Below are 14,567 nucleotides of genomic sequence, written 5' to 3'. Positions count from 1 at the left end.
CGACGTCGTACGACGACCGCGATGTCGTTCCCACCTCCGTGCAACGACCGGCGCGTGCAACGAACGACGAGGTCGACGTCGTACGACATCGACCTCGTCGTTCCGCGTCGACGGACGCGGGGACGCGGATCAAGACGGACCGCGACCAGGCCGTACGATCCAGTCATGGCGATCGAACCCGAGACGAAGAACTGGACGTGGGTCATCGAGTCCGCGTGCCCCGAGTGCGGCTACGACGGCAGCACGGTCACGATCCGCGACGTCCCGGGGATCATCGACGCGAACACCTCGGCGTGGCCGGCGGTCCTCGACCGTGCGGACGTGCGTGACCGCCCCGACGACCACACCTGGTCACCGCTCGAGTACGCCGCGCACGTGCGTGACGTCCACCGGAAGATGGCGGAGCGGTTGACGCTCATGCTCACCGAGGACGCCCCGACCTTCCCGAACTGGGACCAGGACGCCACGGCTGTCGAGGACCGCTACGGCGAGCAGGACCCCGCCACCGTCGTGCGGGAGCTCGGCGAGGCCGCGCACCGTGCTGCCCGGGCATTCGACGACGTCCGGGAGGACCAGCTGGGACGCACCGGCCTCCGGTCGGACGGCAGCGCGTTCACCGTCGCCACGCTCGCCACCTACTACGCGCACGACCCGGTGCACCATCTGTGGGACGTGCGGCGCACGCAGTAGACGCACCACCTGTGGGCCTGGAGGCGCGGTGCGGGCTGGCACCGCGCCTCCGGGCCCACAGGTGGGAACCGCTCAGGCGAGCGCGTCCAGCAGGGCGCGCGCCGTGGCCGCGTCGGTGACCAACTCGTTGACGAGACGCCCGCGGACGGCCCCGACGATGCTCGACACCTTCGCGGCACCGACCGCGACGCCGATCGCGTGCGGGACGGCGGAGAGGACCTCGCGGGAGGTGCGCACCATCCGGTCGCTGCCCGGGAACTCGATCGCCGAGCCGTCCGCGGCGTAGAAGTTGAGGCAGACGTCACCCGCCGCCTGGTCGAAGACGGCGTCCTCGACCGGGACGCCCCGCGCGAGTGCGTCCCGGGTCGGGGTCGGCGCGCCGATGCCGAGGATGGCGCCCTTCGCCCGACCCCACAGGCCGACGACGTGCTGGAACGCGGGGTCCTCGTCGAGCGAGGACCGCATCGCCGGTGACGGCAGGGCCTGCGCGAACAGGAACGCCGGGATCGCGCCGGAGTGCTCGGCGGCGGCGCGGGTGATCTCGTTCGTCTGGAACCACGGCATCGGGTCGGCCTGCCCGCCGACCGTCGGGACGAGCTGCACGCCCGGCAGCTGCGGCATGCCGGCGTGCGCGACGTCGTACACCGTCCGACCCGACGACATGAGCACGGCGTCACCCGGCACGAGCCCCATCCCCTCGACCGCGGCGGCGAGCGGGGCGGCGAGGTCGGCGCCGAGCGTGGCGGTGTGCGTCACCGCGGCGAGGTGGACGGCACGGAGTCCGAGCACCACCTGCAGCCGTTCGGCGAGCGCGACGGTCTCGTCCTGGAACGGGTCGACGACCTCGATCCGGACCAGGCCGGCCTTCCGCGCCTCGGCGACGAGCCGGCTGACCGTCGGACGGGACACCCCGAGGCGCGAGGCGATCTCGACCTGGGTGGCGTCCTCGAGGTAGTACATCCGCGCGGCCTGGTAGACGGTGTCGAGCGGGAAGCGGGTCCGGGCACCCTCGGCGGCGGGGTTCTCGGCGGACATGGGGCGATCGTAGCCCTGGCACGCGTCAGCGGATCGTGAACCCGCCGTCCACGCGGAGGTCGGCGCCGTTCACCATGGCGCTCGACTCCCCGGCGAGGAACAGGACGGCGGCGGCGATCTCGTCGGGTGTCGCGAACCGTCCGCTGGGGATCTCGTCCTGGTGGCGCAGGCCCTTCTCGTTCGCCCACGCCCCGCGGCCGAGGTCGGTCAGCACGACCGTCGGTGACACGGTGTTGACGGTGACGCCCCGTCCGCCCCACTCGAGCGCGAGCACGCGGGTGAGCCCGATGACGCCGGCCTTCGACGCGCAGTACGCCGCGTGGCCGTCGATGCCGACGTGCGCTGCCTGCGAGGCGATGTTCACGATCCGGCCGTACCCGGCGGCGAGCATGTGCCGCCCGACGGCCTGGGCGACACGGTGGGTGCCGGTGAGGTTGACGTCGATGGTCGTGGCCCAGGCGCCGGGGTCGAGGTCCTCGGCGGGGGCGAGCAGCGCGACGCCGGCGCAGTTCACGAGGACGTCGATCCTGCCGGCGGCACCGGTGACGGCGGCGACCGCGCGGGCCACCGACGTCTCGTCCGTGACGTCGCAGCCGAGGCCGAGGTGGGCCGGTGCGCCGGCGGTCGGCAGCGCTGCCGCGGCGGCTGCTGCGCCGTCCGCCCGCACGTCGACGATGGCGACCCGGGCGCCGCGGGACGCGAGGGCCACGGAGATCGCGTTGCCGATGCCGGACGCCCCGCCCGTGACCACCGCCGTGCGGCCGCTGAAGTCGTTCGTCAGGTCGATCGTGTCCGGGCCCGGTCGGAGGGCTGCGGCGAAGTCGGTGGTCATGTTCGCTCCCTTGCGTTGCGCCGACCGTACCAGAAATTGTGTTCTGGACAAACGTTCCGTGAGGTGTACAGTCGTCGCCGAAGCACCCCGACGAAGGAGCAGCTCATGTCGACGACGACCGAGAACGCGACCACCACGGCCGCGACGCCCACCGAGATCCCGACCACGATGCGCGCCGTCGTGGTCCACGGCCCAGAGGACTACCGCCTCGAGACCCGCCCCGTGCCGACCCCCGGACCCGGCGAACTCCTGCTCCGCACCGACGCCGTCGGCATCTGCGCGAGCGACCTGAAGTGCTACCACGGCGCCGCGAAGTTCTGGGGCGACGAGAACCGCCCCGCCTGGGCCGACACCGACCGGATCCCCGGCCACGAGTTCGTCGGCACGATCGTCGCCGGTGACGACGCTGCCCTCGCCAAGCGCGGGGTGTCCGTGGGCGACCGGATCGCCTGCGAGCAGATCGTGCCGTGCTGGGAGTGCCGCTACTGCCTCGAGGGCGCGTACTGGATGTGCAACGTGCACGACATGTTCGGCTTCAAGGGCTACGACGGCGCGATGGCCGAGTACGTCCTGGTGCCGGCGAAGGCCCTGACCCACCCGGTGTCGAGCGCCCTCCCCGGGCAGGTAGCCGCCTTCGCCGAGCCGCTCTCGTGCGCGTTCCACGCCGTCGAGCGGGGCGACATCAAGTTCGGCGACACGGTGGTCATCGCGGGCGCCGGGCCGATCGGGCTCTCCGCGATCGCCGGTGCCCGCCAGAAGAACCCGCTGCGGATCATCGCGCTCGACGTCGTCGAGGACAAGCTCGAACTCGCCCGCAAGGTCGGTGCCGACATCACGATCAACATCGCCCAGGACGACGCGGTCGCCCGGGTCAAGGAACTCACCGACGGGTACGGCGCCGACGTCTACATCGAGGCGACCGGGCACCCGTCCGCGGTCCCGCAGGGACTCAACCTGCTCCGCAAGCTCGGCACGTTCGTCGAGTACTCGGTCTTCAAGGACAACGTGTCCGTCGACTGGTCGATCATCTCGGACGACAAGGAGCTCGACGTCCGCGGTGCCCACCTCGGCCCGCACACCTGGCCGGCGGCGATCAAGCTGCTCGAGGCCGAGACCCTGCCGATGTCGGAGATCTGCACGCACCAGTTCCCGCTCGAGCGCTTCCAGGAGGCCCTCGACCTCGTCGGCGACTCCGCGGGCGCGAGCGTCAAGGTCTCGATCATCCCGTCCCTGCAGGCCTGAGCCGCAGCCACCACAGGAGTCAGCAAGCATGTCAACGACGACACAGCGCACCACCGGTGCGCCGACGATGCCCCGTACCGAGGGCCGGCTCGACAAGATGGGCATCCCCCGCCCGCTCGCCCTCGGCTTCCTCGCCGTCCTGGTCTTCATGACCGGCAACGGCGTCGAGTCGAACTTCATCACGCCGCACATGGTCGCGGTCCTCGGCTCCCCCGAGGCCACGGTCGCGACGATCGTCACGTTCTACAGCCTCGCCGCCCTGGTGGGGAGCTACGTCTCCGGCGCACTCGCCGACCTGATCGGTCCGCGACGGGTGATGATCCTGGGGTTCGCCGTCTGGGTCGTGTTCGAGGTCCTGTTCCTCATCGCCCTCGGACTCGGCAGCGTGCCGTTCGCCGCCGTCGCCTACGCGATCCGCGGCTTCGGGTACCCGCTGTTCGCCTTCGCGTTCCTGGTCTGGGTGAACATCACGACGCCCGTGGAGCGCAACGGCTCGGCCGTCGGCTGGTTCTACGTCGCCTTCACCGGCGGCCTGCCCACGCTCGGCTCGCTGTTCGCGATCGGCGCCATCCCGGTGTTCGGCGGCGGCACGGTGGGTGAGACCGGCGCGATGATCGCCTCGATCGGCCTCGTCGTGATCGGGTTCCTCATCCTGCTGTTCGGGGTGCGCCTGCCGAACGGGTTCTCCCGCATCGCACCGGAGGGCGAGAGCGCCTGGCGCGTGCTGACGAGCGGCATCCGCCTGACGGCCACGCGACCGAAGATCCTGATGGGCTTCCTCGTCCGTCTGATCAACACCGCGCCGGAGTTCGGCATGTTCGTCATCCTCCCGGCCGTGATCGCGAACGAGCGCGGCTGGGGCCAGAGCCGGTGGCTGCTCATGACGGTGTGCGTCTACGCGACGAACATCCTCGTGAACGCCCTGTTCGGCTGGGTCGGCGACAAGATCGGCTGGCAGCGCACCGTCAAGTGGTTCGGCATCGTCGGGTCCGCCCTCGGGCTCATCGCCTGGTGGTACGTCCCGCAGCTCGTCCCCGCCGGGTCCGACTGGGGCTACGTGCTCTCCGTCGTCGCCGGCTGCGTGTTCGGCTGCCTGCTCGCGGGCTTCGTCCCGATGGGCGCGATCATGCCGGCGCTCGCCCCCGAGCACAAGGGTGCCGCGATGGCGATGTACACCACGGCCGCCGGCGGCGCCGCGTTCCTCGGCACGGGCGTCGTCGCCGCGGTCCTCGCCCTGGGCGGTGGCGGCCAGGCCGTGACCTGGACGTTCGTCGGCCTGTACGCCTGCGCGTTCGTGATGATCCACTTCCTCAAGGTCCCGCAGGGAGACCGAGGACACTGAACCCCGGGCGACGGCGGCCGTCCCGCCGTCGCCCGGTGCACCACCCCCACTCGATGCGAAGGACAAGCACCATGACCACGATCCACGACGACCCGGAGGAGTTCGCCGAGGACCAGCTCGCGGGCTGGCTCGCCCTCTACGCCGACCGGGTCCGCGGCGTCCACGGCGGCGTCGTCGCCCTGCCGACGGAGGGGGCCGAGCCGCAGGTCGCGGTCGTCGTCGGCGGCGGTTCCGGCCACTACCCCGCGTTCTGCGGCGTGGTCGGGCCGGGGTTCGCCACCGGGGCCGTCGTCGGCAACATCTTCACGTCGCCGTCCACGGCGCAGGTCTACTCGGTCGCCAAGGCGGCGGACCAGGGGAAGGGCGTCGTGCTGTCGTTCGGCAACTACGCCGGCGACACGATGAACTTCGGGCTCGCGGCCGAGCGGCTCAACGCCGAGGGCATCGACACCCGCATCGTGGTCGTCACCGACGACATCGCCAGCGCCGACGAGGAGTCGAAGCGCCGCGGCATCGCCGGTGACTTCTCGGTCTTCAAGGCCATGGGTGCCGCGGCGGCCGCCGGAGCCGACCTCGACGAGGTCGAGCGCATCGGCACCGCATCCAACCGGGCTACGCGCACCATCGGCGTCGCGTTCTCCGGCTGCACGATGCCCGGCGCGACCGAGCCGCTCTTCACCGTCCCCGAGGGCCACCTCGGCCTCGGGCTCGGCATCCACGGCGAGCCGGGCATCGAGGACGTCCCGCTCCTCCGTGCGACCGAACTCGCGTCGCTCCTCGTCGAGCGGCTGCTCGCGGACCGCCCGGACGCCGCCGGCACCCGGGTCGCGCCGATCCTGAACGGTCTCGGCGACACCAAGTACGAGGAGCTCTTCCTGCTCTGGGGCCGTGTGCTCCCGCTCCTGCAGGACGCCGGGATCGAGGTCGTCGAGCCCGAGGTCGGTGAACTCGTCACGAGCCTCGACATGGGCGGCTGCTCGCTCACCCTGCAGTGGCTCGACGACGAGCTCGAGACGCTGTGGAGGGCCGACGCGTACACGCCCGCGTACCGCAAGGTGGCGGCGCCGGTCGCGGCACTCGTGCCGGCCGACGCCGTGGACGCAGCCGAGGACGAGGCGACGGTCGTGCCGGACGCGAGTGGTGCCTCCAGGCAGGCCGCGCAGACGGCACGCGCCGCGATCGAGGCGGTCGACGCGCTCCTGCGGGAGCACGAGGAGGAGCTCGGCCGCATCGACGCGGTCGCCGGGGACGGCGACCACGGACGCGGCATGGTGAAGGGGATCGGTGCGGCCCGCAAGGCGGTCGACCGGGCGGGCCAGGAGGCAGGGGTCGCCTTCGTCCTCGGACGCGCCGGTGACGCGTGGGCCGAGTTCGCGGGCGGCACCTCCGGGGTCCTGTGGGGTGCGGCGCTCGAGGCGTTCGGCCGGTCGCTCCGCGACGACCGTTCCGCGTACGAGACGTCCGACGTCGTCGAGGCGGCGCAGGCGTTCGCGGACTCGATCGTGCACCTCGGCGGGGCGTCCCGCGGGGACAAGACGCTGCTCGACGCGCTGCTCCCGTTCGTCGACGAGCTGCGGAGCGGCGTCGAGGCTGGCACGCCGCTCACCGAGGCGTGGCAGGCTGCCGCGCAGGTCGCGGTCACGGAAGCCGCTGCGACCGCAGACCTCAAGCCGAAGGTCGGGCGTGCCCGACCGCTGGCGGAGAAGAGCCTGGGGACACCCGACGCGGGTGCCACCTCGATGGGGATGATCCTCACGCGGGTCGGCGAGGTCCTCGCCACCCGTGCAGCAGACAAGGAAGGGACACACGCATGACGTACCGTCTCGTGGTCGGTTCGGACGACGCAGGGTTCGACTACAAGGAGATCATCAAGGCCGACCTGCTCGCCGATCCACGGGTGGAGTCCGTGGTGGACGTGGGGGTCGACGCGGACGGGCACACCGCCTACCCGCACGTCGCCGTCGACGCCGCACGGCTCGTCGCGAACGGTGACGCGGACCGGGCGATCCTGATCTGCGGCACCGGACTCGGCGTCGCGATCAGCGCGAACAAGGTCCCCGGCATCCGGGCCGTCACGGCGCACGACTCGTTCAGCGTCGAGCGCTCGATCCTGTCGAACGACGCCCAGGTCCTCTGCATGGGCCAGCGGGTCGTCGGCGTCGAGGTCGCCCGGCGCATGGCTCGCGAGTGGTTGGGCTACGAGTTCGACCGCTCGTCCGCGAGCGCGTCGAAGGTGCAGGCGATCTGCGAGTACGACGGCTCCGCGCCGGCGGGCGTGGACGCGTCCGCTTCCGCGTAGGGCGCTCGCGTAGGGCGCTCCGAACCACGAATCCGACATCGAACCTGCCGCCGAGCCTGGTTCGATGTCGGATTCGTGGTTCGTCAGTGCGAGCGACCGCGCGCGGCCAACCGGTGCACGACGGCCTTCGTCGCCTCGTACAGCTCGCGGTAGTCGCGGTAGCCCGGCTCGTACGCCGCCGTCGCCGCGGGATCGGGATCGATGCGCGCGGCCGGGGGGTTCCACGCGGTGACGTCCACGTCCTCGACGAGCCCGGCTGCGAGGAACGCCGACCCGTAGCACGCACCGATCGTCACGCTCGGGACCGTCTGCGGCAGCCCGGTGACGTCCGAGACGATCGTCGGCCAGAGCCGTCCGAGCAGTCCGCCGCCGGCGCCGACGAGCTCGTGGACCTCCACCCCGGCCTCGCGCAGCACCTCGACGTTGTGCCGCACCGCGTAGGCCGTCGCCTCGAGCGTCGCCCGGTACAGGTCACCGCGGGTGTGCCGCACCGTGAGGCCCGCGATCACCCCGCGTGCGTCCGGGTCCGCGATCGGGGTCCGCTCCCCCGCGAAGTACGGCAGCATCAGCAGGCCGTGCGCACCGATGCCGGCGCAGCGAGCCTCCTCGAGCATCGTCGACCACTCGCCGTCGACGAGCCGCCGGAGCCAGTCGGTGATCGCCCCGGAGGTCGCCATCCCACCGGCGACGCTCGGCTGCCCCGGACGGGTGCCGACGGTGGTCCACATCCCGGGCACCGAGACCGGCTCGTCGGTCGGCGCGATCATGAACATCGTCGTCCCGTACTGCAGGAACATCCGACCGGGTACCGCGGCTCCGACGCTCACGCCCTCGGCCCAGGCGTCGATGGTCCCGGCCGTCACGGGGATGCCGACCGGGAGGCCCGTGGCCGCGGCCGCAGCGGCCGTCACGGCGCCGGCCCGGTCACCCGACCAGACCAGTCGCGGCATGGCGAGCCCCGGTGCGAGCCGTTCGCACCACGCGTCGATCCACGTGTCCTCGTGCACGTCGTAGAGCGGTGTGCACTGGCTCGCCGAGTGGTGGTCGAGGACGTACTCCCCCGTCAGCAGCTCCACCACGCGTGACGACGGCATCGTGAACCGCGCCGCACGCGCCCACACGTCGGGTTCGTGCCGGGCGACCCAGGCGAGCTTCACCCCAGCCGCCTGCGTGCTGAGGGCGGAGCCGCACCGGGAACGGACCGCGTCCTCGCCGCCGAGCTCGGCCGTCACGGCGGGGAGCATCTCGGCCGTCCGGGTGTCGACGCCGTACAGGATCGCGGGCCGCAGCGGTTCCCCGGCGTCGTCGGTGAGGAGCACGCACGGGCCGATGCCGCTCACGCCGACGGCCTCGACCTCGGCGTCCGGCACCCGCTCGAGCAGCTCACGGGTCAGGGCGGTGAACTCGTCCCACCACACCGCGGCGTCCATCTCGACGAGCCCCTGCTCCGGCCGGTCGACCTCGTGCCGTCGTCCGACCTCGGCGATCACCGTGCCGTCGAACCGCGCGAGCAGCGCCTTCGTGCTCGACGTCCCGATGTCCAGACCGAGCACCGCCCGCATGCCGCCTCCTTCGCCGCCGCCGACCCGCGTCGGTCGCCCCCGAGTCTACGAACGCCCAGCCCACTGTCGGCGGGCCGACGTACCGTACTGCCGACTCCGAATGCTCCACCGAGGGGAAACCGATGAAGAAGTCAGCCTGGCTGCCCGCCGTCATCGCACCGGTCGTCGTCGCCGGCGCCGTCGCAGCGCCGATGATCGCGAACGCGTCGAGCGACCCGGTCGCGGGGACGAACCCGAGCGCGGCGGACGTCATCGCCAGCATCGCGGGGTCGTCCGACGCGAAGTACTCCGGCAAGCTCGTGCAGACGAGCGACCTCGGCCTGCCGGAGCTCCCGACCGGGTCCGGCGGCTCCTCGCTCGAGGGCGACGCCTCGGACGCGCTCGGCCTCCTCACCTCGTCGCACACCGCCCGCGTCTACGTCGACGGCCCCGACAAGCAGCGCGTCCAGCTGACGCAGCAGCTCGCCGAGCAGGACCTCGTCCGGAACGGGTCCGACGTCTGGACCTGGGACTCGAAGGAGCGCACGGCGACGCACGTCACCCTCCCGAAGGACGCCCGGACGCCGGAGTCCGGCGCCGCGACGCCGTCCGACATCGCCAAGCAGGCGATCGACGCGATCACGCCGAGCACCACGGTGTCGAAGCCGGAGGACGTCCGGGTCGCCGGCCACGACGCCTGGCAGATCACCCTCACGCCGAAGTCGACGGGCACGCTCGTCGGGTCCGTGCGCCTGGCGGTCGACCAGCAGACCGGCCTGCCGCTGCGCGCCACGATCGCGGCGAAGGGCCAGTCCGACCCCGCCGTCGAGGTCGGCTTCACGAGCCTGCAGTACGGAGCGCCGGCCGCACGCCTGTTCGACTTCACGCCGCCCACGGGCGCGACGGTCGAGGCGAAGGACCTCTCCGACGCGGCAGCCCACGGCGCGGGCGACGCGCAGCACCGACACGGACGCGCCGGCGACGAGCCGACGTTCACGGGGACGGGCTGGAGCACCATCGCCGAACTGCCGAAGGGCTCGGTCGACCAGACCGCGCTCGGCGACGACGCCAGTGGACTGCTCGACCAGCTGACCCGTTCGGTCGACGGCGGCCGTGCGGTGCAGACCTCGCTCGTCTCGGTCTACCTCACCGACGACGGCCGGGTCCTCGCGGGCGCGGTCCCGGTGTCGGCGCTGGTCGCCGCAGCCGAGTGAGCACGCCCGACGCAGCCCTCGCGATCCGCACCACCGGACTGGCGAAGGTATTCCGCAAGCAGCGCGCGGTCGACGGGATCGACCTCGCCGTCCCGCGCGGCGCGGTGTTCGGCTTCCTCGGTCCGAACGGCTCCGGCAAGACGACGACGATCCGCATGCTCCTCGGGCTCTCCAGCGCGACGGGCGGCACGATCGAGGTGCTCGGCGAACCGATGCCGAAGGCCCTCCACGACGTGCTGCCGCGCGTCGGTGCACTCGTCGAGGGTCCGGCGTTCTACCCGTACCTCTCCGGCCGCGCGAACCTGTTCCGGTTCGACGCCGCCGACCCCACCTCCGACCCACGGACCCGCAAGACCCGGGTGGCGAGCGCCCTCGACCGCGTCGGGCTCGCGCACGCGGCCGACAAGAAGGCGCACGCGTACTCGCTCGGCATGAAGCAGCGGCTCGGGCTCGCGAACGCCCTGCTCGCCCCGCGGGACCTCCTCGTGCTCGACGAACCGACGAACGGCCTCGACCCCCAGGGCACGCGCGAGGTCCGCAACCTCATCCGCTCCCTCGCCGACGACGGCACCACGGTGTTCGTCTCGAGCCACCTGCTCGCCGAGATCGAGCAGGTGTGCACGCACGCCGCCGTGATGCGGACCGGCAAGCTCGTCGCGCAGGGGCCGCTCGACGAGCTCCGCGCCGCCGGTGCCCGGACGGTCACGGTCCGGACGCCCGACCTCGGGCAGGCCGGCACCGTGCTGAGCCGTCTCGGTCTGACCCCGCGGCACGAGGGCGGCGCCGACGTCCTCGTGGCCGACCTGCCACCAGAGGTCCTGCCCGAGACCATCACGACCGAGCTCGTCCGCGCCGACGTCCGGGTGCGCGGGCTCACCGTCGGCGGCGGCACCCTCGAAGACCTCTTCGTCGCCCTCACCGGAGAGGGCTTCGATGTCGCAGCCTGACGCCGCCACCGTGCCGACGGACGACCCGCAGTCGCACGACGTCCGCGCCTCCCCGCGTCCCCGCCAGCGCCCCTTCGCACTCCTCGGCTCCGAGCTCGCCCTCGTCTTCCGACGCCGCCGCACGTGGGCGATGCTCGGGGCGCTCGCCCTCGTGCCGATCCTCATCGCCGTCGCCGTCCGGCTGACGACCGGCGACGACTCCGGCGGCCCCGCGTTCCTCGGCGACATCACGAACAACGGGCTGTTCGTGGCGTTCACCGCGCTGACCGTGTCGATCCCGCTGTTCCTGCCGCTCACCGTGGGCGTGGTCGCGGGTGACACCGTCGCGGGCGAGGCCAGCCACGGCACCATCCGCTACCTGCTCGTGGCCCCGACCGGGCGCGTGCGGTTCATCCTCGTCAAGTACGCGGGGGCGGTGGCGTTCTGCCTCGCCGCGACGCTCCTCATCGTCCTGGTCGGGGCCGCGATCGGTGCCGTGCTGTTCCCGATCGGCCCGGTGACCCTGCTCTCGGGCACGCAAGTCGACGGCTGGTCCTACGCCGGCCGGGCCGTGCTGCTCGCGCTCTACGTGACGCTGTCGATGCTCGGGCTGTCGGCGATCGGGCTGTTCGCCTCGACCCTGACGAGCGTGCCGGTCGGTGCGATGGCCGCGACGGTGGTGCTCGCCGGGGCGTCCCAGGTGCTCGACCAGCTGCCGCAGCTCGACTGGTTGCACCCGTACCTGTTCTCGCACCAGTGGCTCGGGTTCGGTGATCTGCTCCGCGACCCGATCGCGTTCGACTCGTTCGGGTCGAACGCCGTGCTCCAGCTCGGCTACGTCGTCGTCTTCGGCGCGCTGGCGTACAGCCGGTTCACCACGAAGGACGTCCTGAGCTAGGCGCTCGGACTCGCCGACCCGCCCGCCATCGTCTCGGAATCGGTCCCCCGCGCGTCGGCGTACCGGTCGCGCAGGTCACGGGCCTTCTCCGAGCGGTACCAGTCCATCCGTGCACCGGTCTCGACGGTCTGCATCCCGATCACGACCTTGCCGCGGGACTTCATCTCGGCGAGGTCCTCGTACGCCTCGACGATGTACTCGAACGGGTAGAACCCGGAGATGAGCACCTGCACCCGACGGTCCTGCACGGCCTTCGCCAGGAGGGTCAGGAGCTCCCGGGTCTCCTCGTCCTCCGCGGGCGCCCGCAGGAACCGGATCTCGATGTCGCGCCGCGCCTCGGACGACACGAACCGCCCCGATGCGACGCCGAGGCGTTCCGCGAGTTCCTCGGCCCGGCTCTCCCCGTGGTTGTCGATGAACGCGGTGATCGGGCGACCGTCCGCGATAGCACGGATGCGTTCCTCCTCGCCCTCGCCGTACACGACGGGCAGGGTGCCGATCTGGCGGAGGTAGTCGTGGTTGCGCGCACTGCCGAGCGCGATGACGGTCGCCCCGGCGTCGTGCGCGAGCTGGCACTCGATGTGCCCGACGCCGCCGGCCGCGGCGGTGATGACGACGGTGTCCTCCGGTCCGAGCTTGAGGCTGCGGACGACCGACACCGCGGTGCACCCGGCCAGGTAGAGGCCGCCGGCGACCTCCCAGCCGACGTGCTCCGGCTTCTTGATGACGGCAGCGCGCGGCACGACGAGCCAGGTGGCGTGCGACCCGCCGTTCGGTGCGTGCCCCATCACCTCGTCGCCGACGCGCAGGTCCTTGACCCCGTCGCCGCGTGCCCGGACGATGCCGGCGAAGTCGACGCCCTGACGAGCCGGGAACGTGAGCTCGATGTGGTCCTGGAGCTTGCCCTCCCGCAGGAACCGTTCGATGTGGTTGAGCCCCGCCGCGACGATCTCGACGACGATCTCGCCGGGACCCGCTTCCGGGCGTTCCTGCGGGACGAGCTCGACGACGTCGAAGTCGCCGTACCGGTCGTACTGCACTGCACTGCCGATCCGCATGGGGTGCTCCTTCGCTCCAGGTGTGCCACCGGCCTACTCGGAGTTCCCGACTGCAACCCGAACGCGCGGGGTACCGGCGTCCGCACACGACGGACGGGAGGGACGGTGCGGGCCCGCACCGTCCCTCCCGTTCAACGAACGGTGCGTCTACTGCCCGGTGGACGCCTCGATGACGCGCGCCACGGTGTCCGCGTCGAGCGCGAACGCGAGCGGATCCGCGTCCGGCCGCGGCACGCGGACCGGTGTCGACCAGACCGAGCCGTCCTCGGCGACGTCGACGACGAGCGCTCCGGAGTCGACGTACGCGGACTCCTCCTCGTAGGCGCCGGTGACGTCGGTGTCGTTCGCGACACCGGGCGCGACGAGCACGGGCACGCCCGCGAGGGTCCCGGCGAAGTGGTGGTGGTAGTGCCCCGCGAGCACGACCCGGACGTCGGAGCCGCGGATCGCGTCGGCGAGCGCCTCCGGGTTGCGGAGTCGCAGGGCTTCGTGCAGCGCGGTCGGTGCCGGCAACGGCGGGTGGTGCAGCACGACGACGGTGCCGTGCGGCGCGTGGTCGCCGGCGAGCGCGGCGCGGAGTCGTTCGAGCGACGCCTCGGCGATCTCGCCGTAGCCGACCCCGGGGACGCTCGTGTCGACCGTGACGATCCGCCGACCCGCGACGATCGACTGCCCCCAGACCGGCACGGTCGGCGGGTGGTACTCCATGGTGTGCATGAGCGGCCGGCCGCCCTCGCCGAGGACGTGGCCGTTCGCGAGCACCTGGCGGAACCCCTCGCGGAGGTCGTGGTTGCCCGGGACGGTGACGAGCGCCGCACCGTGGCGTTCCGCCCAGCCGCCGACGCGCTCGAGCACCGCGGCGTAGGACTCCGGGGAGCCGTCCTCGGAGACGTCGCCGGACACCACCACGAGCCCGATCCCCGGGACGCCGTCGACCCGGGCGAGCACACCCTCGAGCGCGGCGGTCGTGTCGACGGATCCCTGGTGCAGGGCACCGTCGCCCGTGAGGTGGGTGTCGGACAGGTGGAGGACGCGGAGGGTCCCGGCTGCGGGCTGCTGCATGGCCCCACGGTAGCGAGGGTGCCTTGCAGTCCCCGGTGCCCGCGGGCGGGTCAGGTCGCGGCGGCGAGCTGGTCGTCGAGGTTGAAGACCTCCGGCAGTACACGCGCCGCCTGGTCCGCCCGCCCGGTCGCGCCGTCGAACAGGTCCTGCATGTGTGCCTCCCACGCGGCGGCCACCTCGGACGCGGCGAGCGACGCGTCGGCATCCGCCACCGAGTCCGTCTCGTAGTACCCGATGAGCAGGCCGTCGTCGTCGAGGAACAGCGAGTAGTTCCGACGTCCCGCGGCCGCTATCGCCCGCAGCATCGCCGGCCAGACCGCGGCGTGCCGCTCGCGGTAGGCGTCGAGGTGCTCGGTCCCCACCTGCAGGCGGAAGCAGACGCGGGTCACGTGATCCGCGCCTCCAGTGCCGTCCAGGGCCCACGCCGC

General features: G+C 72.4%; 14 protein-coding genes. 8 read left to right on the top strand and 6 right to left on the bottom strand.

Features of this window, described 5'->3' with window-relative positions:
- The first annotated feature begins 165 nt into the window (after nucleotides 1-165).
- Entirely contained in the window at nucleotides 166-690 is a 525-nt protein-coding gene (locus J2X60_RS01510) for a DinB family protein (protein ID WP_309780133.1), read from the top strand.
- Nucleotides 691-762: 72 nt separating this feature from the next.
- On the opposite strand, the gene J2X60_RS01505 is transcribed toward J2X60_RS01510, so the two are convergent.
- Nucleotides 763-1,725, bottom strand: a complete 963-nt coding sequence (locus J2X60_RS01505) for a sugar-binding transcriptional regulator (RefSeq protein ID WP_070418254.1) — start codon at nucleotides 1,723-1,725, stop codon at nucleotides 763-765.
- Between the two features lie 25 nt (nucleotides 1,726-1,750).
- Complete coding sequence (locus J2X60_RS01500; RefSeq protein WP_309886301.1) at nucleotides 1,751-2,557, bottom strand: GolD/DthD family dehydrogenase; 807 nt, start codon at nucleotides 2,555-2,557, stop codon at nucleotides 1,751-1,753.
- Between the two features lie 105 nt (nucleotides 2,558-2,662).
- Here J2X60_RS01500 and J2X60_RS01495 point away from each other — a divergent pair, with 105 nt between their 5' ends.
- From J2X60_RS01495 to J2X60_RS01480, 4 genes are all read left to right on the top strand, one after another.
- Nucleotides 2,663-3,799, top strand: coding sequence for a zinc-binding dehydrogenase (locus J2X60_RS01495; protein WP_309886300.1), 1,137 nt, complete (start codon nucleotides 2,663-2,665; stop codon nucleotides 3,797-3,799).
- 28 nt (nucleotides 3,800-3,827) lie between these two features.
- On the top strand, nucleotides 3,828-5,141 hold the full coding sequence (locus tag J2X60_RS01490) for an MFS transporter (protein ID WP_309886299.1): 1,314 nt from the start codon (nucleotides 3,828-3,830) through the stop codon (nucleotides 5,139-5,141).
- Nucleotides 5,142-5,212: 71 nt separating this feature from the next.
- On the top strand, nucleotides 5,213-6,955 hold the full coding sequence (locus J2X60_RS01485; RefSeq protein WP_309886298.1) for a dihydroxyacetone kinase family protein: 1,743 nt from the start codon (nucleotides 5,213-5,215) through the stop codon (nucleotides 6,953-6,955).
- Entirely contained in the window at nucleotides 6,952-7,440 is a 489-nt protein-coding gene (locus J2X60_RS01480) for a ribose-5-phosphate isomerase (protein ID WP_309886297.1), read from the top strand. Before J2X60_RS01485 ends, J2X60_RS01480 begins: the two co-directional genes overlap by 4 nt.
- Nucleotides 7,441-7,523: 83 nt before the next feature.
- Here J2X60_RS01480 and J2X60_RS01475 read toward each other — a convergent pair whose 3' ends face one another.
- Complete coding sequence (locus tag J2X60_RS01475) at nucleotides 7,524-9,002, bottom strand: FGGY family carbohydrate kinase (RefSeq protein ID WP_309886296.1); 1,479 nt, start codon at nucleotides 9,000-9,002, stop codon at nucleotides 7,524-7,526.
- 122 nt (nucleotides 9,003-9,124) lie between these two features.
- On the opposite strand from J2X60_RS01475, the gene J2X60_RS01470 reads away from it, so the two are divergent.
- The 3 genes from J2X60_RS01470 to J2X60_RS01460 are packed head-to-tail and all read left to right on the top strand — an operon-like array spanning nucleotide 9,125 to nucleotide 12,019.
- Nucleotides 9,125-10,195: a sigma-E factor regulatory protein RseB domain-containing protein gene (locus tag J2X60_RS01470; RefSeq protein WP_309780142.1), complete on the top strand. Its 1,071-nt coding sequence runs from the start codon at nucleotides 9,125-9,127 to the stop codon at nucleotides 10,193-10,195.
- On the top strand, nucleotides 10,192-11,142 hold the full coding sequence (locus tag J2X60_RS01465; RefSeq protein WP_309780143.1) for an ATP-binding cassette domain-containing protein: 951 nt from the start codon (nucleotides 10,192-10,194) through the stop codon (nucleotides 11,140-11,142). The genes J2X60_RS01470 and J2X60_RS01465 overlap by 4 nt, the downstream gene beginning before the upstream one ends.
- A complete protein-coding gene (locus tag J2X60_RS01460; protein ID WP_309886295.1) occupies nucleotides 11,129-12,019 on the top strand; it encodes an ABC transporter permease in 891 nt (296 codons plus the stop codon). Before J2X60_RS01465 ends, J2X60_RS01460 begins: the two co-directional genes overlap by 14 nt.
- Here J2X60_RS01460 and J2X60_RS01455 read toward each other — a convergent pair.
- The 3 genes from J2X60_RS01455 to J2X60_RS01445 all read right to left on the bottom strand — a co-directional run bounded on the left by J2X60_RS01455 (nucleotide 12,016) and on the right by J2X60_RS01445 (nucleotide 14,528).
- A complete protein-coding gene (locus tag J2X60_RS01455) occupies nucleotides 12,016-13,077 on the bottom strand; it encodes an NADP-dependent oxidoreductase (RefSeq protein WP_309886294.1) in 1,062 nt (353 codons plus the stop codon). The genes J2X60_RS01460 and J2X60_RS01455 overlap by 4 nt on opposite strands.
- A gap of 147 nt (nucleotides 13,078-13,224) precedes the next feature.
- Nucleotides 13,225-14,139, bottom strand: coding sequence for a metallophosphoesterase (locus J2X60_RS01450; RefSeq protein ID WP_309886293.1), 915 nt, complete (start codon nucleotides 14,137-14,139; stop codon nucleotides 13,225-13,227).
- 50 nt (nucleotides 14,140-14,189) lie between these two features.
- Complete coding sequence (locus J2X60_RS01445) at nucleotides 14,190-14,528, bottom strand: L-rhamnose mutarotase (protein ID WP_309886292.1); 339 nt, start codon at nucleotides 14,526-14,528, stop codon at nucleotides 14,190-14,192.
- Nucleotides 14,529-14,567: the final 39 nt, after the last annotated feature.

Origin of the sequence: Curtobacterium sp. 320 (assembly GCF_031455235.1) — a bacterium.
GTDB lineage: Bacteria > Actinomycetota > Actinomycetes > Actinomycetales > Microbacteriaceae > Curtobacterium.
The sequence above is the reverse complement of the archived record's forward strand: the minus strand, read 5'-3'. Positions and strand labels throughout refer to the sequence as shown.

Coding starts and splice junctions, on each gene's coding strand:
- J2X60_RS01485 (WP_309886298.1), top strand. CDS start 5,213: ATGACCACGATCCACGACGACCCGGAGGAGTTCGCCGAGGACCAGCTC.
- J2X60_RS01510 (WP_309780133.1), top strand. CDS start 166: ATGGCGATCGAACCCGAGACGAAGAACTGGACGTGGGTCATCGAGTCC.
- J2X60_RS01450 (WP_309886293.1), bottom strand. CDS start 14,139: ATGCAGCAGCCCGCAGCCGGGACCCTCCGCGTCCTCCACCTGTCCGAC.
- J2X60_RS01505 (WP_070418254.1), bottom strand. CDS start 1,725: ATGTCCGCCGAGAACCCCGCCGCCGAGGGTGCCCGGACCCGCTTCCCG.
- J2X60_RS01480 (WP_309886297.1), top strand. CDS start 6,952: ATGACGTACCGTCTCGTGGTCGGTTCGGACGACGCAGGGTTCGACTAC.
- J2X60_RS01490 (WP_309886299.1), top strand. CDS start 3,828: ATGTCAACGACGACACAGCGCACCACCGGTGCGCCGACGATGCCCCGT.
- J2X60_RS01470 (WP_309780142.1), top strand. CDS start 9,125: ATGAAGAAGTCAGCCTGGCTGCCCGCCGTCATCGCACCGGTCGTCGTC.
- J2X60_RS01495 (WP_309886300.1), top strand. CDS start 2,663: ATGTCGACGACGACCGAGAACGCGACCACCACGGCCGCGACGCCCACC.
- J2X60_RS01500 (WP_309886301.1), bottom strand. CDS start 2,557: ATGACCACCGACTTCGCCGCAGCCCTCCGACCGGGCCCGGACACGATC.
- J2X60_RS01455 (WP_309886294.1), bottom strand. CDS start 13,077: ATGCGGATCGGCAGTGCAGTGCAGTACGACCGGTACGGCGACTTCGAC.
- J2X60_RS01460 (WP_309886295.1), top strand. CDS start 11,129: ATGTCGCAGCCTGACGCCGCCACCGTGCCGACGGACGACCCGCAGTCG.
- J2X60_RS01475 (WP_309886296.1), bottom strand. CDS start 9,002: ATGCGGGCGGTGCTCGGTCTGGACATCGGGACGTCGAGCACGAAGGCG.